Genomic DNA, 24561 nt, shown 5'->3' with positions numbered 1-24561 from the left:
GTTCACGGCACCGATGGCATTTGCTGTGCCCAATCGCCTGGACCTGATCCAGCTGCCACCTCCCGGCAGCTCGGCGGTGAATACCAGCTATTCCGGTGACAAGCTGAACCTCAACTTCCAGAACATCGATTTGCGCGCTGTATTGCAGCAGATTGCGGATGTCGCCGGACTTAATCTGGTGGCCAGCGACGATGTGCAAGGCTCCATCACCCTGCGGCTCAAGGAGGTGCCCTGGGATCAGGCACTGGACCTGGTGTTGCAAGCCAAGGGGTTGGACAAGCGGGTGAAGGCCGGTGTGTTGCTGGTGGCGCCGGCCGAAGAGTTGGCCGCCCGCGAACTGCTGACCCTGGAGTCGCGCAAGCAAATGGCCGAGTTGGCGCCCTTGCGCCGGGAACTGTTGCAGGTCAATTACGCCAAGGCGGCGGACCTGGCCAAATTGTTCCAATCGGTCACCAGCCTTGAAGGCATCCCCGATGAGCGCGGTTCGGTAGCCGTGGATGAGCGCACCAATAACATTATTGCCTACCAGACCGGCGAACGGCTCGAAGAGCTGCGGCGGATCGTGGCGCAACTGGATGTCCCGGTGCGCCAGGTGATGATCGAGGCGCGGATCGTTGAAGCCAATGTCGATTACGACAAAAGCCTTGGCGTGCGCTGGGGTGGGCGCCTGAACCGTGGCAAGTGGGGGGCGGGCGGTATCAACAAACCTTCGGCCGAGGGTGCTGAACCGCCGGAGAACCCGCCCAGCTCGCCGTTTGTCGACATGGGTTCGCTCACGGGTACTTCAGGCCTGGGTATCGCCTATATCACCGACAACCTGTTGCTGGATCTTGAGCTGACGGCCATGGAGAAAACCGGCAACGGTGAAATCGTCTCGCAGCCCAAGGTGGTCACCTCCGACAAGGAAACCGCGCGCATCCTCAAGGGCACCGAGATCCCCTATCAGGAATCCACCTCGCGCGGTGCTACATCGGTGTCGTTCAAGGAAGCCTCGCTGTCGCTGGAGGTGACGCCGCAAATCACCCCGGATGGCTGGGTGGTCATGGAGGTCAAGGTCACCAAGGACGAGCCCGACTATCTGAACAAGCTCAATGACGTACCGCCGATCAAGAAAAACGAAGTCAACGCCAAGGTGCTGGTCAAGGATGGCGAGACCATCGTCATCGGTGGCGTTTTCTCCAATACCCAAAGCAAAGTGGTAGATAAAGTGCCATTTTTGGGCGATGTGCCGTATCTTGGCCGCCTTTTCCGGCGCGATGTGCTGGCGGAAAGAAAATCCGAGCTGCTGGTATTCCTGACTCCGCGTATTATGAATAACCAGGCGATTGCTGTGAGTCGTTGATTCTGTGCGAAATTTGATTCTTGTAGGACCGATGGGGGCTGGAAAAAGCACCATCGGCCGTTTGCTGGCCAAAGAGCTGCGCCTGCCGTTCAAAGATTCCGACAAGGAAATTGAATTGCGCACGGGTGCCAATATCCCATGGATCTTCGATAAGGAAGGCGAGCTGGGCTTTCGCGACCGCGAGCAGGCGATGATTGCCGAGCTGTGCGGCTGCGATGGCGTGGTATTGGCCACCGGCGGCGGCGCCGTCATGCGCGATGAAAACCGCCGGGCACTGCATGCCGGTGGTCGCGTGGTCTATCTGCATGCATCGGTCGAGCAGCAGGTGGGCCGCACCGCCCGCGATCGCAACCGCCCATTGTTGCGTACGGCCGACCCGGCAAAAACGTTGCGGGATTTGCTGACGTTGCGCGATCCGCTTTATCGGGAAATCGCCGATCTGGTGGTGGAAACCGATGAGCGGCCGCCACGAATGGTCGTTCTCGACATTCTTGAGCGCTTGCAGCAGTTGCCGCCCCGTTAAAGGCAGATCCGAAATGCGCTATTCTCGGCGGCACGTCATTACCCTTCCAGGTGTGGCGTAGAGCCATCGGGCGACGTCAGATCTGAGCGTTGCCGATCGTACATATATCTTCACGCGGGGACACATGCAGACACTTAAGGTCGATCTAGGCGAGCGCAGCTACCCAATCCATATTGGCGAAGGTTTGTTGGACCTGCCCGAATTGCTCGCTCCGCATATTGCCGGGCGGCAGGTGGCGATCATCTCCAACGAAACGGTCGCGCCGCTGTATCTTGAGCGTCTGAGCCGCAGCCTCGCGGCGTATTCGGTGATCTCAGTGATCTTGCCTGACGGCGAAGCCCACAAGAACTGGGAAACCCTGCAACTGATCTTTGATGGCCTGCTGACTGCGCGCCATGACCGTCGTACCACCGTGGTCGCCTTGGGCGGCGGTGTGATTGGCGACATGGCCGGTTTTGCGGCAGCCTGTTACCAGCGCGGCGTGGACTTTATCCAGGTGCCGACCACCCTGCTTTCCCAGGTCGATTCGTCGGTGGGCGGCAAGACCGGCATCAACCACCCGCTGGGCAAGAACATGGTCGGCGCGTTCTATCAGCCCAACGTGGTGCTGATCGACACCGCGACCCTCAACACCCTGCCGCCGCGCGAGTTGTCGGCGGGGTTGGCGGAAGTCATCAAGTACGGGCTGATCTGCGACGAGCCGTTCCTGACCTGGCTCGAAGAACATATGGATGCCCTGCGCGCGCTGGACCAAGTGGCGCTGACCGAAGCGATTTCCCGCTCCTGCGCGGCCAAGGCGCTGGTGGTGAATGCCGACGAACGGGAGTCCGGTGTGCGGGCCACTTTGAACCTGGGTCACACCTTCGGCCATGCGATCGAAACGCACATGGGCTATGGTGTGTGGTTGCATGGGGAAGCCGTCGCGGCTGGCACAGTGATGGCATTGGAGATGTCGCAACGCCTGGGCTGGATCAGTGCTCAGGAGCGGGATCGGGGTATACGCCTGTTCCAGCGCGCCGGCTTGCCGGTCGTTCCACCGTTGGAGATGACCGAGGCGGATTTCCTCGAACATATGGCAATAGACAAGAAAGTGATCGACGGTCGCCTGCGACTGGTGTTGCTGCGCCACATGGGCGAAGCGGTAGTGACCGACGATTATCCGAAAGAGATTTTACAGGCCACGCTGGGAGCGGATTACCGCGCCCTGGCCCAGCTTAAAGGTTAATAAGATCCCGATGACTAGTTTGCATGCCGACGAGGCGTTCCTCGGCCATTACCAGTTAAGCCATGACCCTTTTGCTCCGCGGGTGCCTGGTTTCAAATTTTTCCCTGCCCAGCGCAAGCCGGTGCTCGGTCAGTTGCACCATCTGGCGCGCTACAGCCAATTGCTGCTGGTTGTGACCGGCCCGTTGGGCAGTGGCAAGACCCTGCTGCGCCAGGCGCTGGTTGCCAGTACCAACAAGCAATCGGTACAGAGCGTGGTGGTGTCGGCCCGTGGCGCCGGTGATGCGGCTGGCGTGCTGCGCCAGGTGGCCCAGGCGCTGAACGTTTCCAATGCCGAGCCAAACGCGATTCTCAAGCAAGTGGTGCAACTGGGCCTCACCGGGCAAGAAGTGTATTTGCTGGTAGATGACGCCGAACAACTCGATGAGTCCGCCCTGGAAGCGCTGCTGGCGCTGGCCGCGGGCACGCCCGAAGGTCGCCCGCACGTATTCCTGTTTGGCGAGTCGTCGTTGATCGCCGATCTGGAGCAGATCAGTGGCGACCAGGAGCTGTTTCACGTCATCGAATTGCAACCGTACGAAGAGGAAGAAACCCGCGAATACCTGGCTCAACGCCTCGAAGGCGCCGGTGCCGGTATCGAACTTTTCTCCGCTTCGCAGATCTCTGATATTCACGAAAGCTCCGACGGCTGGCCTGGCACCATCAACCAGGTTGCCCGGGATGCCTTGATCGAAGCCATGATTGCAAGCCGCTCTGCGGTTAAGCGTCCAAAGATGGGGTTTACTATGCCTAAGAAGCACGTATTGGCTATTTCCGCCGTTGTCGTGGTCGCTGTTGCCGCCGCCTGGTTGATTCCGGGCCGCAGCAAGGCACCCGCCACCGCCGGTGCGCCAACCGAACAGGCGCAGTTGCCACTGGGCAAGCCCACGCCAAATGTTGAATTCGCCAACTCCGGCCAGCCGACCAACCTGCCGATGGTGGGTCAGCCGGTGATGCGCGGCCCGCTCGCCGAAGCAGCCGGTGGTATCTCCGAAGGCGACGACGGTGTGCCGGTGGAAGGCTCCAGCGCCACGCCGCCAACCGTGACCACTACTGCGCCGCCTGCGGGCGTACCTGCCGGCCCTGCAGCCACTCCAGCGGCCAAGCCGACCCCGGCCCCGGCCGTCGCCACTGCCAAGCCAGCTCCGGTTGCCAAGCCTGTCGCGCCTGCGCCAGTGGCTAAACCGGCGCCAGCCGCCAAACCTGCGGAAAAACCTGCCGCCGTCGCCAAAGCAGCTGCCCCTGCCGCCGCCGGTAGCAGCTGGTACACCAGCCAGCCGGCCGGCCACTTCGTGGTGCAGATCCTCGGCACCAGTTCCGAAGCCAATGCTCAGGCCTTCGTGAAGGAGCAGGGCGGCGAGTACCGTTATTTCAAGAAAGTGCTCAACGGCAAGCCTCTCTACGTGATCACTTACGGCAGCTTCCCAAGCCGTGCAGCAGCTGATTCCGCTATCAAAGCCTTGCCAGCGAAGGTTCAGGCTGGTAAACCTTGGCCTCGCACTGTTGCCAGCGTTCAACAAGAACTCGCAACAACTCGCTGAAGATTCGGCGGCCTTACCCAGGCCGCCTCTCCCGGCACCTCAAAAAAATCCGTAAGTGCGTGCTGCCCTCAAGGCCGCGCGCTTTGTGGTGTCTGCGTCACAGTGGCTTTTGAGTCGTAGCGGTCAGAATTAAAAAAGTTTTGACTAGCACAGCATATCGCTTTAAACCTTTCATAAATGCGACATAGATTTGCGACATTTCGTCGCTAAATTTGTGAGCGTTCGTGTCGGTGTGTACAATGACCTCCCTTTTGCCCCCGCAAAGCTGGCGTACGTTCGGCGTGGAAGGTAACGGGTTGAATTGAAAAGAAATTTGCCTCGGTAACAGAGGCAGCCTGGTGAGAAAGTGTCTATGAAAGCAGGTCTGTACCAACCCGATGAATTCAAGGATAACTGCGGTTTCGGCCTGATAGCCCACATGCAGGGCGAGCCCAGTCATACCCTTTTGCAAACGGCCATCGAGGCCCTGACCTGCATGACCCACCGCGGTGGGATCAACGCCGACGGCAAAACCGGTGACGGTTGCGGCTTGCTGATTCAAAAGCCCGACCAGTTCCTGCGCGCTGTCGCAAAAGAACAATTTGCTGCCGACCTGCCCAAGCAGTACGCCGTGGGCATGGTGTTCTTCAACCAGGACCCGGTCAAAGCCGAAGCCGCGCGCGAGAACATGAACCGCGAGATCGTCGCTGCCGGCCTGCAGTTGGTCGGCTGGCGCAAAGTGCCGATCGACACCAGTGTGCTCGGCCGCCTGGCCCTGGAGCGCCTGCCTCAGATCGAGCAAGTGTTCATCGCCGGCGATGGCCTGAGCGATCAGGACATGGCGATCAAGCTGTTCACCTCGCGTCGTCGCTCGTCGGTGTCCAACGCCGCCGATACTGACCACTACATCTGCAGCTTTTCGCACAAGACCATCATTTATAAAGGCCTGATGATGCCGGCGGATTTGACCGCCTTCTATCCAGACCTGAGCGATGAGCGCCTGCAAACCGCAATCTGCGTGTTCCACCAGCGCTTCTCCACCAACACCCTGCCGAAATGGCCGCTGGCTCAGCCATTCCGCTTCCTCGCCCACAACGGCGAGATCAACACCATCACCGGCAACCGCAACTGGGCTGTGGCCCGTCGCACCAAGTTCGCCAACGACTTGATGGACCTCGAAGAGCTCGGCCCGCTGGTCAACCGCGTGGGTTCCGACTCCTCCAGCATGGACAACATGCTCGAGCTGATGGTCACCGGCGGCATCGACCTGTTCCGTGGCGTGCGCATGATCATTCCGCCAGCGTGGCAGAACGTCGAAACCATGGACCCGGATCTGCGTGCGTTCTACGAGTACAACTCGATGCACATGGAGCCGTGGGACGGCCCGGCCGGCGTGGTCATGACCGACGGCCGCTACGCGGTGTGCCTGCTCGACCGTAACGGGCTGCGCCCGGCGCGTTGGGTCACCACGACCAACGGTTTCATCACCCTCGCGTCGGAAATCGGCGTATGGGACTACAAGCCTGAAGATGTCATCGCCAAAGGCCGTGTCGGCCCTGGTCAGATCCTGGCCGTGGATACCGAAACCGGGCAGATCCTCGACACCGACGCCATCGACAACCGCTTGAAGTCGCGTCACCCGTACAAGCAATGGCTGCGCAAGAACGCCCTGCGCATCCAGGCGACCATGGAAGACAACGACCACGGTTCGGCTTTTTATGACGTCGACCAGCTCAAGCAGTACATGAAGATGTACCAGGTCACGTTCGAGGAGCGCGACCAAGTGCTGCGTCCGCTCGGCGAGCAAGGCTACGAGGCCGTCGGCTCCATGGGTGATGACACGCCAATGGCCGTGCTGTCCCAGCGCGTGCGCACGCCGTACGACTATTTCCGCCAGCAGTTCGCCCAGGTGACCAACCCGCCGATCGACCCGCTGCGCGAAGCCATCGTGATGTCGCTGGAAGTGTGCCTCGGTGCCGAGCGCAACATCTTCCAGGAATCGCCTGAGCACGCTTCCCGCGTGATTCTCAGTTCGCCGGTTGTTTCCCCGGCCAAATGGCGCTCGTTGATGACCCTGGAGCGCCCAGGCTTCGACCGCCAGATCATCGACCTGAACTACGACGAGAGCCTCGGCCTTGAAGCCGCTGTGCGCAACGTCGCCGATCAGGCCGAAGAAGCTGTGCGCGCCGGTCGTACCCAGATCGTGCTGACCGACCGCCACATCGCGCCAGGCAAACTGCCGATCCACGCTTCGCTGGCCACTGGCGCGGTGCACCACCGCTTGACCGAAAAAGGCCTGCGCTGCGACTCCAACATCCTCGTCGAAACCGCCACTGCCCGCGACCCGCATCACTTTGCGGTGCTGATCGGTTTCGGCGCCTCGGCGGTGTACCCGTTCCTTGCGTACGAAGTGTTGGGCGACCTGATTCGCACCGGTGAAGTGCTGGGCGACCTCTATGAGGTCTTCAAAAACTACCGCAAGGGCATCACCAAGGGCCTGTTGAAGATCCTGTCGAAGATGGGCATCTCTACCGTCACCTCGTACCGTGGCGCTCAATTGTTCGAAGCCATCGGCTTGTCCGAAGAAGTCTGCGACCTGAGTTTCCGGGGTGTGCCGAGTCGCATCAAGGGCGCGCGTTTCGTCGACATCGAAGCCGAACAGAAAGCCCTGGCGGCCGAAGCCTGGAGCGCGCGCAAGCCGATCCAGCAAGGCGGCCTGCTCAAGTTCGTCCACGGTGGCGAATACCATGCGTACAACCCCGACGTGGTCAGCACCCTGCAAGCCGCTGTGCAGCAGGGCGACTACGCCAAGTTCAAGCAATACACCGCGCTGGTGGATAACCGCCCGGTGTCGATGATCCGCGATATGTTTAAGGTGAAAACCCTGGACACGCCGCTGGCAATCAGCGAAATCGAACCACTGGAATCGATCCTCAAGCGTTTCGACTCCGCCGGTATTTCCCTGGGCGCCTTGTCGCCTGAGGCCCACGAAGCCCTGGCCGAAGCCATGAACCGCCTGGGGGCGCGTTCCAACTCCGGCGAAGGCGGTGAAGACCCGGCGCGCTACGGCACCATCAAGAGCTCGAAAATCAAGCAGGTGGCGACTGGCCGTTTCGGTGTAACCCCGGAATACCTGGTCAACGCCGAAGTGCTGCAGATCAAAGTCGCCCAGGGCGCCAAGCCCGGTGAGGGCGGCCAGCTGCCAGGCGGCAAGGTCAACGGCCTGATCGCCAAGCTGCGTTATGCAGTGCCAGGTGTGACGCTGATTTCGCCGCCGCCGCACCATGACATCTACTCCATCGAGGACTTGTCGCAGCTGATTTTCGACTTGAAACAAGTCAACCCGCAGGCCCTGGTCTCGGTGAAACTGGTCGCAGAAGCTGGCGTCGGCACTATCGCCGCCGGTGTGGCCAAGGCTTATGCCGACCTGATCACCATCTCCGGCTACGACGGCGGCACCGGCGCATCGCCGCTGACCTCCATCAAGTACGCCGGCGCGCCGTGGGAACTGGGCCTGGCTGAAACTCACCAGACCCTGCGCGGCAACGACCTGCGCGGCAAAGTGCGGGTGCAGACCGACGGTGGCCTGAAAACCGGCCTCGACGTGATCAAGGCCGCGATCCTCGGCGCCGAAAGCTTCGGCTTCGGTACTGCGCCAATGATCGCCCTGGGCTGCAAATACCTGCGCATCTGCCACCTGAACAACTGCGCCACCGGCGTCGCGACCCAGAACGAGAAGCTGCGCAAAGACCACTACATCGGCACCGTCGACATGGTGGTGAATTTCTTCACCTACGTCGCCGAAGAAACCCGCGAGTGGCTGGCCAAGCTGGGTGTGCGTTCGCTGGAAGAGCTGATCGGGCGTACTGATTTGCTCGACATCCTTGAAGGGCAGACCGCTAAGCAACGGCACCTGGACCTGACGCCGCTGTTGGGCAGCGACCATATCCCGGCAGACAAGCCACAATTCTGCCAGGTGGAGCGCAACCCACCGTTCGACAAAGGCCTGCTGGCCGAGAAGATGGTCGAAATGGCCAGCTCGTCGATCAACGACGCCAGCGGTGGCGACTTCGCCCTGGATATCTGCAACTGCGACCGTTCCATCGGCGCACGCATCTCCGGTGAAATCGCGCGCAAGCACGGCAACCAGGGCATGGCCAAGGCGCCGATCACCTTCCGTTTCAACGGCACTGCGGGCCAGAGCTTCGGCGTGTGGAACGCCGGTGGCCTGCACATGTACCTGGAAGGTGACGCCAACGACTACGTGGGTAAGGGCATGACCGGCGGCAAGCTGGTGATCGTTCCGCCTAAAGGCAGCATCTACAAGACCCAGGACAGTGCCATCATCGGCAACACCTGCTTGTACGGCGCCACCGGTGGCAAGCTGTTCGCCGCCGGTACTGCCGGTGAGCGTTTCGCCGTGCGTAACTCCGGTGCCCACACCGTGGTGGAAGGCACGGGCGATCACTGCTGTGAGTACATGACCGGTGGTTTTGTCGCGGTATTGGGCAAGACCGGTTACAACTTCGGTTCGGGCATGACCGGCGGTTTCGCCTACGTGCTGGACCAGGACAACACCTTCGTCGACAAGGTCAACCACGAGTTGGTCGAGATCCAGCGCATCAGCGGCGAAGCCATGGAGTCCTACCGGAACCACTTGCAGCACGTGCTGGACGAGTACGTCGAGGAGACCGGCAGCGAATGGGGCCGCAACCTCGCCGAAAACCTCGATGATTACCTGCGTCGTTTCTGGCTGGTCAAACCGAAGGCAGCGAGTTTGAAATCTCTGCTCTCCAGCACACTTGCGAGCCCGCAATGACGACGCAGCGGCAAGTCGCAAGCTTCAAGCCGCAAGCTAAGAGCAGTGCGCGGTGTGCCGGTTTATTTGATTTCTTGCAGCTTCAAGCTTGTAGCTTGAAACTGTCGTGTACGAGGTTTTAAAGATGGCCGAACGTCTCAGCAACGACTTCCAATTCCTCGATGTCGGGCGCAAAGATCCGAAGAAGAAACTGTTGCGTCAACGCAAGAAAGAGTTCGTGGAAATCTACGAACCCTTCAAACCCCAGCACTCGGCCGACCAGGCCCACCGCTGCCTGGGGTGCGGTAACCCGTATTGCGAATGGAAGTGCCCGGTGCACAACTTCATTCCCAACTGGCTCAAGTTGGTGGCCGAGGGCAACATCCTCGCCGCCGCCGAGCTGTCGCACCAGACCAACACCTTGCCGGAAGTCTGCGGCCGGGTGTGCCCGCAAGACCGTCTGTGCGAGGGTGCGTGCACCCTTAACGACGGCTTCGGCGCGGTGACCATCGGTTCGGTGGAGAAGTACATCACCGACACCGCGTTCGCCATGGGCTGGCGCCCGGACATGTCCAAGGTCAAGCCGACCGGCAAGCGCGTCGCGATCATCGGCGCAGGCCCGGCGGGCCTGGGCTGTGCCGACGTGCTGGTGCGTGGCGGCGTGACCCCGGTGGTGTTCGACAAGAACCCGGAAATCGGCGGCCTGCTGACCTTCGGCATCCCCGAGTTCAAGCTGGAAAAAACCGTACTGAGCAACCGTCGTGAAGTGTTCACCGGCATGGGCATCGAGTTCCGCCTGAACACCGAGATCGGCAAAGACATCACCATGGAGCAACTGCTCGCCGAATACGATGCCGTGTTCATGGGCATGGGCACCTACACCTACATGAAGGGCGGCTTTGCCGGTGAAGACTTGCCGGGCGTTTACGATGCTTTGGATTTCCTGATCGCCAACGTCAACCGCAACCTGGGCTTTGAAAAGTCGCCGGAAGATTTCGTCGACATGAAAGGCAAGAAGGTTGTGGTGCTCGGCGGTGGCGACACCGCGATGGACTGCAACCGCACCTCGATCCGCCAGGGCGCCAAGTCGGTGACCTGTGCGTATCGTCGTGACGAAGCCAACATGCCGGGCTCGCGTAAAGAGGTGAAGAACGCCAAGGAAGAAGGCGTGAAATTCCTCTACAACCGCCAGCCGATCGCTATCGTCGGTGAAGACCGCGTCGAAGGCGTGAAGGTGGTCGAGACCCGTCTTGGCGAGCCGGATGCCCGTGGCCGTCGCAGCCCCGAGCCGATCCCGGGTTCCGAAGAGATCATCCCGGCCGACGCCGTGGTCATCGCTTTCGGCTTCCGCCCGAGCCCGGCGCCGTGGTTCGAGCAGTTCGAGATCCAGACCGACAGCCAGGGCCGCGTTGTAGCCCCGGAACAAGGTCAGTACAAACACCAGACCAGCAACCCGAAAATCTTCGCAGGTGGCGATATGGTGCGCGGGTCTGACCTGGTGGTGACGGCGATCTTCGAAGGCCGCAATGCCGCCGAAGGGATCCTGGACTACCTGCAAGTCTGACTCCGATCCAAAGGTGGAATGCAGTCAAATGTGGGAGCTGGCTTGCCTGCGATGCAGGCAACTGGGTGTATCAGATGCACCGAGGTGATGCTATCGCAGGCAAGCCAGCTCCCACACAAACCTCATTTCACATTGAGGCTTGGAGTGCCAGCCATTGCGACAAATTGACCCGATAGACAAAAGGCACGGCTCACTCCGTGCCTTTTGCGTCGCGCTCTGAGAAAATGCCCGCACTTTTTTTGCGGATGCCGACATGACTGCCCTCAAGAACGACCGTTTCCTTCGTGCCCTGCTCAAGCAACCCGTAGACGTCACGCCCGTATGGATGATGCGTCAAGCCGGTCGCTACCTGCCGGAATACCGCGCCAGTCGCGCCCACGCCGGCGACTTCATGAGCCTGTGCATGAACCCGGAGTTCGCTTGCGAAGTCACGATGCAGCCGCTGGACCGCTACCCACAACTGGATGCGGCCATCCTCTTCTCCGATATCCTCACCATCCCTGACGCCATGGGCCAAGGCCTGTACTTCGAAACCGGCGAAGGCCCGCGTTTCAAGAAAGTCGTCAGCACCCTGGCCGATATCGAAGCCCTGCCGATCCCTGACCCGCACAAAGACCTCGGCTATGTGATGGATGCTGTCAGCACCATCCGCCGTGAGCTCAACGGCCGCGTGCCGCTGATCGGCTTCTCCGGCAGCCCATGGACCCTGGCCACCTACATGGTCGAAGGCGGCTCGTCGAAAGACTTCCGCAAGACCAAGGCCATGCTCTACGACAACCCGAAAGCCATGCACCTGCTGCTCGACAAGCTGGCGCAGTCGGTCACCAGCTACCTCAACGGCCAGATCATGGCCGGGGCCCAAGCGGTGCAGATCTTCGACACGTGGGGCGGCAACCTGTCAGCGGCGGCGTACCAGGAGTTCTCCCTGGCCTACATGCGCAAGATCGTCAGCGGCCTGATCCGCGAGCACGAAGGCCGCAAAGTGCCGGTCATCCTGTTCACCAAAGGTGGCGGCCTGTGGCTGGAAAGCATCGCCGACGCCGGTGCCGATGCCCTGGGCCTGGACTGGACCTGCGACATTGGCGAAGCCCGTCAGCGCGTGGGCAACCGCGTTGCGCTGCAAGGCAACATGGACCCCACCGTGCTGTACGCCAAGCCGGAAGCGATCCGCACTGAAGTCGGCCGCATCCTCGCCAGCTACGGTAAGGGCAGCGGGCACGTGTTCAACCTCGGCCATGGCATCACGCCGGAAGTGAACCCGGAACACGCCGGCGCGTTCCTGCGCGCGGTGCATGAGCTGTCGGCGCAGTACCACGAGTAAACGCAAAACAAATGTGGGAGCGGGCTTGCTCGCGAATGCGGAGTGTCAGTCGATAAATTCGTCACTGAAGCACCGCCTTCGCGAGCAAGCCCGCTCCCACATAAAGCAGGACCGCGTCAGGCCTTTACATTCCCCAGCGGCGGCAACTTCGCCAGCTTCAGCGCCACCAACAGCGCGCCAACCAGCAGCGCCACGATAAACCCACCAATCCCATTCCACCCGGCAAAGTGCCAGAAGAACCCGCCCGCCGTACCGGCAATACTCGAGCCTGCGTAGTAGCAGAACAGGTACAGCGACGACGCCTGCCCCTTGGCTTTCACTGCACGCCGGCCGATCCAGCTGCTGGCCACCGAGTGGGCGCCGAAGAAGCCGAAGGTGAAGATCAGCATGCCCGGCACCACCAGCCACAGCGGGGTGAACAGGGTCAGGGCCATGCCGGCGAGCATCAGCACGATGGTGCCCCACAGCACGCGGCGACGGCCGAGGCGGTCAGCCAGGGAGCCGATTTTTGCCGAGCTGTAGATGCCCGACAAATACACCAGCGACAGCAGGCCAACCACGGCCTGGCTCAATTCATAGGGCGAGGCCAGCAGGCGATAGCCGATGTAGTTGAACATCGTCACGAACGCGCCCATCAGCAGGAAGGCTTCGAGGAACAACCACGGCAGGCCCGCGTCCTTGAAGTGCATGACGAAGCCGTCGACCAGGCTGCGCGGCTTGAGACTGCTGGCGCGGAAGTTGCGCGATTCGGGGAGGATTTTCCAGAACACGGTGGCCGCGATCAGAGCCAGGGCGCCGATGATCAGCATTGCGGTGTGCCAGCTGACGAAGTCGATCAACACGCCGATGATCAAGCGCCCACTCATGCCGCCAATCGCGTTGCCGCCGATATACAAGCCCATCGCGAGGCCGATGTGTTGCGGGTGGATCTCTTCGCTCAGGTAGGTCATCGCCACGGCGGCCAGGCCGCTCAATGACAGGCCCACCAGCGCACGCATCAGCAGAATCCCTTCCCACGTTGGCATCAAGCCGCTGGCAATGGTGGCCAGTGCCGCGCAGAACAGCGCGGCGACCATCACCGGTTTGCGCCCCAAAGTGTCGGAAATCGGGCCGGTGATCAGCAAGCCCAAGGCGAGCATCGCCGTTGCTACAGAGAGAATCAGGCTGCTTTGCGCGGCATTGATGGAGAACTCGTGAGACAGCGCCGGCATCATCGGCTGCACGCAATACAGCAGGGCAAAGGTCGCAAACCCGCCGGAGAACAGCGCCAGCACCGTGCGCATGAACATCGGCGTGCCTTTTTCGATGAACGTCTCGTTGAGCTGGGCCACCACCTCATCCAGGGCGGTAGGCGGGACTTCTTGAGCAAAGGGAGCGACAGCAGATTTCACGGGGACCTCGGCGAGGGAAAGCCTGCCAGGACTGGCAATGCGAAAAAGAATATAGCTGCCTAATGATTCTTTCCAATATATTGTTCGACCTGTTTGATAGCTTTTACGACCTAATGAGGCTTGCATGGAATTGCGTCACCTGCGGTACTTCATCGCCGTCGCCGAAGAACTGCATTTCGGCCGTGCCGCGCAGGTGCTGGGCATCTCGCAACCGCCGCTGAGCCAGCAGATTCAGGCGCTGGAGCAAGAGGTGGGCGCGCGCTTGTTTGAGCGGACCAATCGCCGGGTCGAGCTGAGCGAGGCGGGGCGGTTGTTCCTGCACGAGGCGCGATTGGTGCTGGCGCAGGTCGATAAAGCCGCCGATGTGGCGCGTCGCGCGCAGTTGGGCGAGCTTGGGGAGTTGAAGATCGGCTTCACTTCGTCGGCGCCGTTCAACGCCAGCATCCCGCAGGCGATTTTTGCATTTCGCCAGGCCTTCCCGGCGGTGCACCTGAGTTTGCAGGAAATGAGCAGCACCGAAGTGGCCGAGTCGCTGGTGGATGAGTCGATCCAGGTGGGGCTGATGCGCCCGTTGCCGTTGCCGGACTCGTTGAGTGTCATTGAGCTGATGCGTGAGCCCCTGGTCGCCGTACTGAACGCCGGCCATCCCTTGGTGGAAGGCAGCGAGCGCGGCTTGTACTTGGCGCAGCTGGCTGAAGAACCGTTCGTGTTTTTCCCTCGCAGCTACGGCAGCGGCCTCTACGCACAATTGCTCACCCTGGCGCGTGACGCCGGCTTCAGCCCGCACTTCGCGCAGGAAGCGGGGGAGGCGATGACCATCATTGGGCTGGTGGCGGCAGGCTTGGGGGTGTCAGTGTTGCCGGCGTCTTATCAGCGCATACGCATTGATGGCGTGGTGTATCGCACTTTGCTCGATCAGGAAGCGGTGACGGCCGTGTGGCTGGTGCAACGCAAGGGCGCGCAAACCCCGATGGCCAGGGCGTTTGTGGAACTTCTGACGCGCAAGGCGGCGATGTAGGGACTATCACCTATCAGGTAACGCAACCGGCTTAGTCATTCGCAAGAATAAAGCGGCGGTGCGCAGTGCGCTGGGGTTGCGATGAAGTGGGTCAGAGATGAGCGGCGCTTTGCCACCGATTGCAGGCGAGCTGTTTTCAGGCATACTGGCCGAGTTCCCGAAAGGGGCTTGTGAGACTCTGAGGATCCTGGGCATCCAGCCATCGCAGAGCCAGGCAGGACGCGGCGATGACAAGCCTACCTGTTTGTGAAGAGGGCGCCGAAAGGCGCCCTTTGTCGTTTCTGCAGCATCGGAAAACTTCAGTTCTGCTTCGAAGCCCCCGGCTGCTCAAGCACTTGCGCCGCCGAACCCGGCACATTCGCACCACTGCTCTGCAAGCCCGCCATGATGTCGCGGTCGAGCATGCTCACCCAGCGGTTGTAGTTGCGGTGGATCTTGCCGTCCTTGTAGCCCAGGTCGCGGCTGTCGCGGTAGGTGATGGCGTAGCTGTTGCGGGTGTAGCGAATGTCGATGGCCGCGTAATACTGGTTACGCACAGTGATCTCGGCCTGCACCAGTTGCGGGCTGAGGCGTTGTACAGTCCACTCGCGTTTTTGCAGGGCTGCGACGATCACCTGTTTCATGGTTTCTTCGCTGACCTGGGTTGCGGTTGGCAGGTCGTGCTGGGTGTTCAGGACCGGCTTGCTGGTGCAGCCGGCGGTGCTCAGCAGGGCCAGGGTGATCAGGGTGGCGCGTAGCAAGGAAGACATTCCGTTTTCTCCAATCGATTAAAAAATTCAGGACCAGCGGCGGAAGATCAGCGAGGTGTTGACGCCGCCAAACGCAAAGTTGTTGTTCATCACGTAGTCGTGGTGCATCTCGCGAAAGCCTCCTTGCAGGTAATCCAGCTCGCCGCATTGCGGGTCGACGGTATCCAGGTTGAAGGTGTGTACGTACTGGTCGCGGTTCATCATTTCGATGCTGAACCAGGACTCCAGCGCCCCGCAGGCGCCCAAGGTGTGGCCAAGGAAGCTCTTCTGCGAACTGATGGGCATACGGCTGCCGAACAAGCTGCTTGTTGCCAACGTCTCGGCGATATCGCCTTGATCGGTCGCGGTGCCATGGCCGTTGACGTAGCCGATGGCGGACGGCTCCAGCCCGGCATCTTCCAGGGCCAGCTCCATCGCGCGGCGCATGGTTTTCTGCTCCGGGCGGGTGGTGTGCTGGCCGTCGGCGTTGCTGCCGAAACCGACAATCTCGGCATGGATATGCGCGCCACGCGCGAGGGCGTGTTCCAGTTCTTCCAGCACCAGCATGCCGCCGCCTTCGCCTATCACCAGGCCATCACGGCCACTGTCATAAGGGCGCGGGCTGGTCTGTGGCGCATCGTTTTTCAGGCTGGTAGCGTAGAGCGCGTCGAACACCATGGCTTCGGTGGGGCACAATTCCTCGGCGCCACCGGCGAGCATCAACGGCAAGCGGCCGAACTTGATGGCCTCATAGGCATAGCCGATGCCCTGGCTGCCGCTGGTGCAGGCGCTGGACGTGGGAATCAAGCGCCCGGTGAGGCCAAAAAAGATGCTGATATTCGCCGCCGTAGTGTGCGGCATCATGCGCACATAGGAGTTGGCGTTCAGCCCTTCGGCCACCGAATTCAGCAGCATATTGCCGAACGCCTTGATCTCGTCGGTGCTGCCGGTGGACGAGCCGCAGGCCACACCCATGCGCCCGTCCTTGATCGACTCGTCGCCGAGCAAACCGGCGTCCTGCAACGCCTGCTCCGCCGCCCACACCGCCAGGCGCGACACACGGCCCATGCTGCGCAGTTGCTTGCGTGTCCAGTGGGCGGGCACCACGAAATCGTCGATCGGCCCGGCCAGGCGCGTGTTCAATTCGGTGAAACGGTCCCACTCGTCCATGCGCCGAATGCCGCTGCGGTTGGCGCGAAAGTTGGCGGCGATGGTGTCCCAGTCGCTGCCCAGGGAGGTCATGCCGGCCATGCCGGTGACGACGACGCGTTTCATCAGCACAGGCCTCCATTCACGGCCAGGACCTGGCGGGTGATATAGCCGGCTTCGGCCGACATCAGGAAATTCACTGCGCCGGCGACTTCTTCCGGGGTGCCCATGCGCTGCGCAGGGATCATCTTCATCAGCTCTTCCACCGGCACGTTTTCATCGAGCATGGCGGTGTCGATCAAGCCGGGAGCCACACAGTTGACGGTGATCTTGCGCTTGCCCAGCTCGATGGCCAGGGCTTTGGCCGCACCAATCAAGCCGGCTTTCGAGGCGCTGTAGTTGACCTGGCCACGGTTGCCGATGAGCCCGGAAACCGAGGTAATGCAGACGATACGGCCCGCCGCGCGACGACGAATCATCGGCATCATCACCGGGTGCAAAACGTTATAGAAGCCATCCAGGTTGGTGCGCATCACCACGTCCCAATCGTCTTCGGACAAGGCCGGGAACGCGCCGTCGCGGGTCAGGCCGGCATTGAGCACCACGCCGTAATAGGCGCCATGTTGCTCCACATCGGCTTCAAGGATGGCTTTGCAGCTGGCGCGGTCCGCCACATCAAATTGCAGCACACGCGCGTTGCGGCCCAGGGCTTCGATCTCGACCTTCACCGCGTCGGCTTCAACGCGACCACTGCGGCAATGCAGCACGATGTCATGCCCGGCCTGGGCCAGGCGCAGGGCAATGGCGCGGCCGATGCCACGGCTGGAGCCGGTGACCAGTACGGATTCAGTCATGGCGTTTCGTCCTTCGATTCATCTAAATAGTTGGCCGCCTGGGGCGGTCGAAATACGTTCAAGCGCGCACTGGCCTGGATACCGTCGCCGGTGAGGTGGCATTCGAACACACCCATGCCGTTGTCGTCTTCCAGGGAGCGCAGGCCATGGATGCGCAGTTCGGCGCCGGCCGGGAAGCATTCCACGTTGCACTCGAACTTACGTGTGCCCAACAGGAAACCCAGTTCCACGGCTTCGCCTTTTTGGCGGGCGCGGCAACCGGCATAGGCGGCGACACTTTGCGCCATCAGCTCAATACCGACCCAGGCCGGCAGGCTGCCGTCCGGGCGGTTGAACAGGCCGCCGGGCTTGACGGTGGTGCGGGTGTGAACTTGCTCCTCATCGAACGACAGCACCTGGTCGATCAGGATCATGTCGCCCGCGTGAGGCAGCAGTTCGGCGAGTGGCCAATCGATCATGGGGCCTCTCCGATAATCAGGCTGACGTTGTTGCCACCGAAGGCAAAGGAGTTGCTCATCAGGCAGCGTTTTTTCAAGGTGTCGCCAGTGTGCGCCCATTGCAACGCGGGCAACGCCGGGTCCGCCTGGCCGTCCCACACGTGCGGCGGCACCCGGCCATGGGTCAGGCTCAGCCAGCAGAACGCCGCTTCCAGCGCGCCGGCCGCACCGAGGGTGTGGCCGCTCATGGGTTTGGTCGATGAGCAGGCAACGCCATCGGGGAACAGGCTGGCGACAGCGAGGCTTTCCATGGCGTCGTTATGATGGGTCGCGGTGCCATGCAGGTTCAGGTAACCGATTTGCTCGGGCGCCAGTTTCGCGCTGGCCAAGGCCTTGCGCATGGCCAGCAGTGCGCCTTTGCCGGTGGGCTCGGGGGCGGAGATATGGTGCGCATCGCAACTGGCACCGCTGCCGAGCAAGGCAATGGGCGCGGGCGCTTTGGTCATCAGGAATAGCACCGCTGCTTCGCCGATATTGATGCCGTTGCGGTTCACCGAAAATGGATTGCAGCGTTCACTGGAGACGGCTTCCAGTGAGGTAAAACCGTTAAGCGTCAGCTTGCACAGGCTGTCGACACCGCCGCAGATCACCGCGTCGCACACGCCCAGGTCCAGCAGGCGCTGGGCACTCATCAGCGCGCGGGCGCTGGAAGTGCAGGCGGTGGAAATCACATAAGCCGGGCCGCTCAATTGCAGCCAGTCGGCCAGGAAGTTCGCCGGGGCGCTGAGTTCCTGTTGCTGGTAGTCGTAGTCGCCGGGGAACTGCTGGTCGCGCAGGTAGTGCGCGATGCCACGGCTGGCTTCGTCGATGCCCGAGGTGCTGGTGCCCAGCACCACGCCGACGCGGGAGGCACCGTAGGTGTGGATCGCCTGGCGGATCTCAACCTCGATCTGCAACGCCGCTTCCAGCAGCAACTGGTTATTGCGGCTGCTTTGCTGGTTCAACTCAGCCGGGATACTCGCCAGTTCGCCATGCACACCCGCCACCGGCACCACACGCTCCGGCACCCAACCACTTTCGGCGCGCATGCCGGAACAGTCGCCGGCAAACAAGCTGCGGCTGACCTCGGACGGGTCGCGGCCCAGGGCGCAGATTACGCCGAGCGCGTTGAGATAAGCCGTCATCGGGCGACCCCAAGCGGCGTGATGCGGTAGCTCAAGGGTTGGCCCGTCATGTTCACGCTAAACACCTCGGAAGACTGGTACACGATTTGCCAATGGCCCGGCAGCGTGCGTGTGAGGTCCCTCGCCTGGGCACTCGGGTAAAGCGTGTGCACGTCATCCGCCGAGGTCAGGGCAAACAGCAAGGCGGCAAACAGCTCGCGCGCCTGGGGATTGGGCGGCAGCAAGCCATCGGCCTGCCACTCGCCATTGATCAGCTTTTGCCGGGCCTGGGGAATGCCCAGCGGGTCCATCATCGACCAGCGAAGGGCAGCGCCTTCGCGCTGGATCACCAGCAGCCAGTCCTGGCTCTGGCCGCCCGCCCGGCGCTGCACGTGCAGTTGCATGGGCAAGCTCAACACCGGCGTTCTCTCCGGCAGCGGCGGCTGGCTGGCGCAGGCGCTCAACAGCAGCAGGCAACCGATCAACAGCATGCGGATCATGCTGTGGCGCTCACTAAAGGTTTGCGTGCGACGCAGTTGACCAGGGTTTCTTCGCGCTCGCCCACCGGCGGCGGGTTACGCAGGCCCCAGCGCTCGAGCAGGCCAAAATCGCTCGAACGGCTCCACCACAAATACGGGTAGGAAACGTTCTGCGGGCCAAATTCAAAGCCCTGCTCGCGGAGCATCTCCAGGTATTCTTCGGCGCTTTTCTGTACGTGCATCGGGTGGCGGAACAACCAGCGAATTACCCAGGTGTCGATATACGCTTCGGTGGATTCGGCAAACAGCAAATAGCCGCCCGGCTTGAGCACGCGGTAGAACTCTTTCAGCGCGCGATGCTGTTCGACCAGATGGTGGAACGTCTGGTGGCAGAACAGGATATCGACGCTTTCGTCCGGCACCTCCAGGGTGGCGCAGTCGCTGCCGATCAACTCGATGGCCAGGCCTTGGCGTGCGGCTTCGGCCTTGCTCAGCTCCAGGCTGTGGAGGTCGGCATCCAGGCCGATCAGGTGCTTGGGCGCAAATGCGTGCTGCAACAGCTTGAAGGATTTGCCCTGGCCGCACCCGGCGTCCAGCAACACTGGTGCCACGGGGAGCGGCTCGCTGAACAGGCCGCGCAGGTCGTTGATCGCTACGCGCAATACGTGGTGCTGCCACGTATGGCTGCGCAGGAACCAGAAGCCGAATTTGGTTTCTTCGACGTAGTTCTTACTTAAATACTGGCTGCTCATACCGGCTCACTCGCACAAATCTCCGACAGCATCCGCAACCGCCGCTTGGGCTCGCTGACAAACGGGTTGCGCTCATCCCACGCGTAACCGGCGAGGATTGCGCTGATCATCCGGCGAATCTCCGGCGAACTGCCCGGGTGGAAAATGACGTCCTGGAAGGTCCCGGCGTACCAGCCTTCGACGTAGCAGCGGAAGGTGTCGACACCGCGTTTCAGCGGTTCGGCAAACTCGGTTTGCCAGTCCACTGTTTCGCCCTTGAGTTGGCGATGCAGCAGCCCGGCGGCCATGCTCGCCGAACGCATGGCGATGGTCACGCCAGAGGAGAAGACCGGGTCGAGGAATTCCGCCGCATTGCCCAGCAGCGCAAAGCCCGGGCCGTGCAGGGTTTTGACGTTGGCCGAGTAGCCGCCGATGGTGCGCGCAGGCGTGTCCCAGACGGCGTTTTGCAGCACGCCGGACAGGCTTGGGGTTTCGTCGATAAACCCGCGCAGGCAGGCGTCGAGGTCGCCGTCGCGGCCGTCGAAATGCGTTTTGGCCGCGACCACACCCACCGAGCAACGGCCGTTGCTGAACGGGATGGTCCAGAACCAGATATCACGCTGGGTTGGGTGGGTGGTGACAAGGATTTTGCTGCGGTCGAAGTCCGGGTGGGCGATGTGGTCTTCAACGTGGGTGAACACCGCCTGGCGCACCGGGAAATTCGACGGTGCTTCAAGGTCCAGCAGGCGCGGCAGCACACGGCCGTAACCGCTGGCGTCGAGCACGAACTTGGCCTTGAGGTGGTATTCGCTGCCGTTCTCGCGGCGCACATGCAGGTAGCGGCTTTCGCCGGCGAAATCCACGCCGACGATGGTTTCGCCGTAGCGAATTTCCACGCCTTGCAAGGCGGCCTGGTCAGCCAGCAATTTGTCGAATTCGCCCCGCTGCACCTGGAAGGTGGTGGGCTTGCCGTTGCTGAACGTGTCACCGAAATCAAACGCGCTGTAGCGCTCACCCCAGGCGAATGCGGCCCCGGTTTTTACCTGGAAACCCGCGGCCTGCACGGCGTCGAGCATGCCGGCTTCTTCGATAAAGTCGATGCAGTGCGACAACAGGCTTTCGCCAATCGAGAAGCGTGGGAAATGCTGGCGCTCGATAATCAATACATCATGCCCGTTGCGCTTTAACAGCGCAGCGGCGATGGCACCGGACGGGCCGGCACCGATCACCACCACCTGGCGACGTTCCATTTCAACTGTGGGCACGAGGGCTCCTTGCCACTTTGGCGATAATCACATTCATAAGGCGTGCTTCTGATGGCCGGCCCAAGGCGCCAGCATAAAGCTGAAAGCCAGGCCCAGGCTGACCGACAGGCCGAAATTACTCACGGCCGGTGTACTCGACACTGCCAACAGGCCAAACGACAACCAGGTCGTCAGCGCCGCCAGCAGCGTACCTAAAAGACTCACGGCGGCGCCGCCGATCTGCTCACGCATCAAGATCGCGTAGTCGACACTGATGGCGGTGACCAATAGCAGGCCGAACAGGCTGAACAGCGTCAACGGCTGGCCCAGCCAGCCCAGGCTCGCCAGGCTGCACAGCGCCGCGAGCAGTGGCAGGGCGACGATGCGCAAGGCACCACCAAAGCCGAACGGCAGGATCAGCAACACTACGATCAGCACGCATGACATCAATTTCAGTTCAGCCGCGCTGATCTGCGTGTCGGCGAATACCCGGTTCAAATCCCCCAGGCGATCCACCAGTTGCACGCCGGGCAAGTCCAGCGCCTGCACCCGCAGCAGCGCCGGGTTGTTCAAGCCTTGCAAGCTGACCATCGCGGCCACGCCGCCGTCTACCGGGCCGAGCCACAGCGTGCGCCACGGTTCTGCCAATGGCCCCACCAGCGCAGCGTCGATGTCTTCGGTGGGCAGTGCTTTGAGTTGCGCGACTTCAGCGTGCAGGGCGCTGGCGGGAACGCCGAGGTCCAGCAGTGGCTGCCAGTGTTGCGGGAGTTGGTCCAGCGCATCACGCAGTTGTTGCTGCTCGGCAGGCTGGCTGACCAGTTGGTTGAGCGCCAGGTAGCCTTGCAGCTTGTTCATGTTCACCAGTTGGTCCAGGCGTTTGCCCAAGCCGGCCTGGCGTTCCAGCAACTGTTGCTGGTTGTCTGCACGCACCAGGAAGAACTGGCTGGTGGGCTGGAAACCGGTGATGCGCGCCACGGCCTGGGCCTCTTGCAGCAGTTGCGGCGGGGCACCGATCCATTGGCGGATGTCGTTTTTGCTGTTCAGCTGCCACAGGCCACCGGCACAAAACACCAACACCCACGCCAGCAAAAACGGGCTCGGTATGCGCTTGATCAAGGACGCACGCAACAGCCACAGGCATTCGGCAATGCGTAGCGGCCATTGCGCCGGGCGCAGTTCGAGGCCCTTGAGCAGCGCGGGCAACAGGCACACGGCCGAGAGGTAGGCACCGACTAAGCCGGCAGCCGAGAACACCGCGATTTGCGTCAGCGCCGGAAAGGGCGTCCAGGCCAGCGCCAGGTAGCCGATGCAACTGGTCGCCAGGCTCAGGCTCAGCCCCGGCAGGGTCAGGCGCAAGGCCGGCCAACTGCGCCACGGCTGCAGGCTCCAGCTTTTCGACAGATAGTGCAGCGGGTAATCCACCGCCACGCCGATCAAGCTGGAGCCGAGTACCAGTGTCATCACATGCATATGGCCGAACAGCGCTACACAGGCCACCGCGCCAAACAGCATGCCGACCAGCACCGGCACAAAGGCCAGCAGCACGCGCCAGCGGCGGAACGCCAGGAGCAACAGCAGCAGAATGCCAAGGGTCGCGCCGCCGCCGACCCAGGTGATTTCCCGGGTGGCCTGCTGCTGCCCGTTGGCCGCATAGAGCAAGCCGCTGGCGGCGAGCAATTGCGCGCCTTGCTCGCTGGCCTGCGCGCGGCTGGCCTTGAGCAAATCCGCCACTTGCAGCGGCAGTTTCATATCAAAGGCATTGCCGGTGGTGCGTGCACGCAGCAGCACCCAGCTTTTGCCGTCGGCGTCGGCGATCAACGCGCCGCTGCCGATATCCAGTTGTACCGAGCCGTGTTGCGGCTGGCTGTTCTGGATGCGCCCGGTGAGGCCCAGCCAGTCGTCCTGGCTCGGCACCAGGCTGAACCCGGTGAAAGGGTCGAACAGCGCTTGCACGCGCTGCTGGATAAAGGCGTCGGGGTGCTCGATCAGTTGTTCGCGGTCTTTGGCCGAGAGCATCGCCAGTCGCCCGCGCAGCAATTGCTCACGCAGCGCCGGCAAGTCGGCTTGCAGGTTCCACTGCACCTTTTCAAACAGGCCGCTGGCTTGCCAACGCTCGCCCAGTTGTTGTGCCACGGCCACCGCTTGCTGGCGGTCGGTATGCCCCACCAGCACCAGCATTTCGCGGTTCAAGGGCTCTTGCATGCGCTGCTCGGCTTTCAGCTCGAGGGCATCCGGCGTGTTGCCGGGCACCAGCTCCATCAAGTTGGCCGACAGCGGCGCGCCATGCCGCCATTGCCAGCCGGCCAGGGCCAGCACGGCCACCAGCAGGATCAGGAACAGGCGCGGCAGCAGGCGCTCACTGGGCAAAGTCGTGTTGCTCCGATTCGCTCAACGGCTGGCTGGCTGAGCTGTCCTGCATGCGCAGCACGGTGCTGTCGCCTTGGGTTTCCAGCAATTCGATGGTGTTAACCAGCTCGCCACCGTCGATATTGATCTGGGTGAAGACCTGCTTGAGCAGCAGTGAACGTGGGGTCAGCGTCAGCTTCCACTGGTTGGCTGCGCCTTGCAGTTGCAGTTCGAAGTCGCGCTGCAAGCCGCTGCTGTCGCCCTGGAGCACGGCGAGGAACAGGCGATTCTGCTCGGCGCCGGCGCTCTTGTTCGGCAGCAGTTGCCAGCCGTTGGCGTCACGTCGGGCAATGCCCTGGGCGCTGATGCGGTAATCCTGTTGCAGCGGGGCCTTCAGCAGCCACAACAGGCCGTGGTCTTTGGCGAGCACGAAGGAGCCCTTGCTGACCAGTGGCTGGGGCAGGGCGCGCAGGTGTTTTTCCTGGATGAAGCTGCCGTGGATCACGGACGGTTTTGCCAACTGATCGCTTAGCTGCTGCAGGTCGAAGGCGTGGGCGCTGAGACTGAGCAACAATCCGGCTCCTGTGGGAGCGAGCTTGCTCGCGAAGAACCTGAGGGCGCTGCGCAGTGTCAGGCGCCCGGCGTTATCGTTAACGTCCATCGCGGGCAAGCCCGCTCCCACAGGAGGTC

General features: G+C 62.0%; 19 protein-coding genes. 8 read left to right on the top strand and 11 right to left on the bottom strand.

Annotated features, from left to right (window positions below):
* The first annotated feature begins 13 nt into the window (after window positions 1-13).
* The 7 genes from ACDZ94_RS06450 (at window position 14) to hemE (ending at window position 12331) form a co-directional block, all read left to right on the top strand.
* Complete coding sequence (locus tag ACDZ94_RS06450) at window positions 14-1342, top strand: type IV pilus secretin PilQ (protein ID WP_064450308.1); 1329 nt, start codon at window positions 14-16, stop codon at window positions 1340-1342.
* Between the two features lie 4 nt (window positions 1343-1346).
* Window positions 1347-1865, top strand: a complete 519-nt coding sequence (gene aroK, locus ACDZ94_RS06445; protein WP_017138567.1) for a shikimate kinase AroK — start codon at window positions 1347-1349, stop codon at window positions 1863-1865.
* 124 nt (window positions 1866-1989) lie between these two features.
* On the top strand, window positions 1990-3090 hold the full coding sequence (gene aroB, locus ACDZ94_RS06440; RefSeq protein ID WP_053253955.1) for a 3-dehydroquinate synthase: 1101 nt from the start codon (window positions 1990-1992) through the stop codon (window positions 3088-3090).
* A gap of 10 nt (window positions 3091-3100) precedes the next feature.
* Window positions 3101-4669 carry an AAA family ATPase gene (locus ACDZ94_RS06435; protein ID WP_259763164.1) on the top strand — a complete coding sequence of 523 codons (1569 nt, stop codon included), beginning with the start codon at window positions 3101-3103 and terminating at the stop codon, window positions 4667-4669.
* Window positions 4670-5021: 352 nt separating this feature from the next.
* Window positions 5022-9467, top strand: a complete 4446-nt coding sequence (gltB, locus tag ACDZ94_RS06430) for a glutamate synthase large subunit (protein ID WP_432751216.1) — start codon at window positions 5022-5024, stop codon at window positions 9465-9467.
* Window positions 9468-9591: 124 nt separating this feature from the next.
* Window positions 9592-11010 carry an FAD-dependent oxidoreductase gene (locus tag ACDZ94_RS06425; RefSeq protein WP_064450312.1) on the top strand — a complete coding sequence of 473 codons (1419 nt, stop codon included), beginning with the start codon at window positions 9592-9594 and terminating at the stop codon, window positions 11008-11010.
* Window positions 11011-11263: 253 nt separating this feature from the next.
* Window positions 11264-12331, top strand: a complete 1068-nt coding sequence (gene hemE, locus ACDZ94_RS06420; RefSeq protein ID WP_432751215.1) for a uroporphyrinogen decarboxylase — start codon at window positions 11264-11266, stop codon at window positions 12329-12331.
* A 116-nt stretch (window positions 12332-12447) separates the two neighbouring features.
* Here the strand turns inward: hemE and ACDZ94_RS06415 are convergent, their stop codons facing one another.
* A complete protein-coding gene (locus tag ACDZ94_RS06415) occupies window positions 12448-13674 on the bottom strand; it encodes an MFS transporter (RefSeq protein ID WP_432751485.1) in 1227 nt (408 codons plus the stop codon).
* Between the two features lie 172 nt (window positions 13675-13846).
* On the opposite strand from ACDZ94_RS06415, the gene ACDZ94_RS06410 reads away from it, so the two are divergent.
* The gene (locus ACDZ94_RS06410) at window positions 13847-14740 is read left to right on the top strand and encodes a LysR family transcriptional regulator (RefSeq protein WP_064450315.1); all 894 of its coding nucleotides are present in this window, start codon (window positions 13847-13849) and stop codon (window positions 14738-14740) included.
* Between the two features lie 299 nt (window positions 14741-15039).
* Here the strand turns inward: ACDZ94_RS06410 and ACDZ94_RS06405 are convergent, their stop codons facing one another.
* Genes ACDZ94_RS06405 through ACDZ94_RS06360 form a run of 10 tightly spaced genes read right to left on the bottom strand, consistent with a single transcriptional unit; the run spans window position 15040 to window position 24532 of the window.
* Window positions 15040-15489 carry a hypothetical protein gene (locus ACDZ94_RS06405; protein ID WP_407015913.1) on the bottom strand — a complete coding sequence of 150 codons (450 nt, stop codon included), beginning with the start codon at window positions 15487-15489 and terminating at the stop codon, window positions 15040-15042.
* 27 nt (window positions 15490-15516) lie between these two features.
* Window positions 15517-16743 carry a beta-ketoacyl-ACP synthase gene (locus ACDZ94_RS06400; protein WP_064450317.1) on the bottom strand — a complete coding sequence of 409 codons (1227 nt, stop codon included), beginning with the start codon at window positions 16741-16743 and terminating at the stop codon, window positions 15517-15519.
* Window positions 16743-17471 carry a 3-oxoacyl-ACP reductase FabG gene (gene fabG / locus ACDZ94_RS06395; protein WP_064450318.1) on the bottom strand — a complete coding sequence of 243 codons (729 nt, stop codon included), beginning with the start codon at window positions 17469-17471 and terminating at the stop codon, window positions 16743-16745. Before fabG ends, ACDZ94_RS06400 begins: the two co-directional genes overlap by 1 nt.
* Window positions 17468-17929 (bottom strand): hotdog family protein, encoded by a 462-nt coding sequence (locus tag ACDZ94_RS06390; protein ID WP_064450319.1) that lies wholly within the window; start codon window positions 17927-17929, stop codon window positions 17468-17470. Before ACDZ94_RS06390 ends, fabG begins: the two co-directional genes overlap by 4 nt.
* Window positions 17926-19092 carry a beta-ketoacyl-[acyl-carrier-protein] synthase family protein gene (locus ACDZ94_RS06385; protein WP_064450320.1) on the bottom strand — a complete coding sequence of 389 codons (1167 nt, stop codon included), beginning with the start codon at window positions 19090-19092 and terminating at the stop codon, window positions 17926-17928. Before ACDZ94_RS06385 ends, ACDZ94_RS06390 begins: the two co-directional genes overlap by 4 nt.
* The gene (locus ACDZ94_RS06380; RefSeq protein WP_064450321.1) at window positions 19089-19571 is read right to left on the bottom strand and encodes a hypothetical protein; all 483 of its coding nucleotides are present in this window, start codon (window positions 19569-19571) and stop codon (window positions 19089-19091) included. Before ACDZ94_RS06380 ends, ACDZ94_RS06385 begins: the two co-directional genes overlap by 4 nt.
* Entirely contained in the window at window positions 19568-20302 is a 735-nt protein-coding gene (locus ACDZ94_RS06375) for a class I SAM-dependent methyltransferase (RefSeq protein ID WP_262666831.1), read from the bottom strand. Before ACDZ94_RS06375 ends, ACDZ94_RS06380 begins: the two co-directional genes overlap by 4 nt.
* Window positions 20299-21546 carry an NAD(P)/FAD-dependent oxidoreductase gene (locus ACDZ94_RS06370; RefSeq protein WP_082895815.1) on the bottom strand — a complete coding sequence of 416 codons (1248 nt, stop codon included), beginning with the start codon at window positions 21544-21546 and terminating at the stop codon, window positions 20299-20301. Before ACDZ94_RS06370 ends, ACDZ94_RS06375 begins: the two co-directional genes overlap by 4 nt.
* 33 nt (window positions 21547-21579) lie before the next feature.
* Window positions 21580-23892 (bottom strand): MMPL family transporter, encoded by a 2313-nt coding sequence (locus ACDZ94_RS06365; protein ID WP_407015909.1) that lies wholly within the window; start codon window positions 23890-23892, stop codon window positions 21580-21582.
* Window positions 23882-24532 carry an outer membrane lipoprotein carrier protein LolA gene (locus ACDZ94_RS06360; RefSeq protein WP_221296024.1) on the bottom strand — a complete coding sequence of 217 codons (651 nt, stop codon included), beginning with the start codon at window positions 24530-24532 and terminating at the stop codon, window positions 23882-23884. Before ACDZ94_RS06360 ends, ACDZ94_RS06365 begins: the two co-directional genes overlap by 11 nt.
* Between the last annotated feature and the right edge of the window lie 29 nt (window positions 24533-24561).

It is taken from the genome of Pseudomonas sp. UBT, from assembly GCF_050915955.1.
Lineage (GTDB): Bacteria > Pseudomonadota > Gammaproteobacteria > Pseudomonadales > Pseudomonadaceae > Aquipseudomonas > Aquipseudomonas antarctica_A.
The sequence above is the reverse complement of the archived record's forward strand: the minus strand, read 5'-3'. Positions and strand labels throughout refer to the sequence as shown.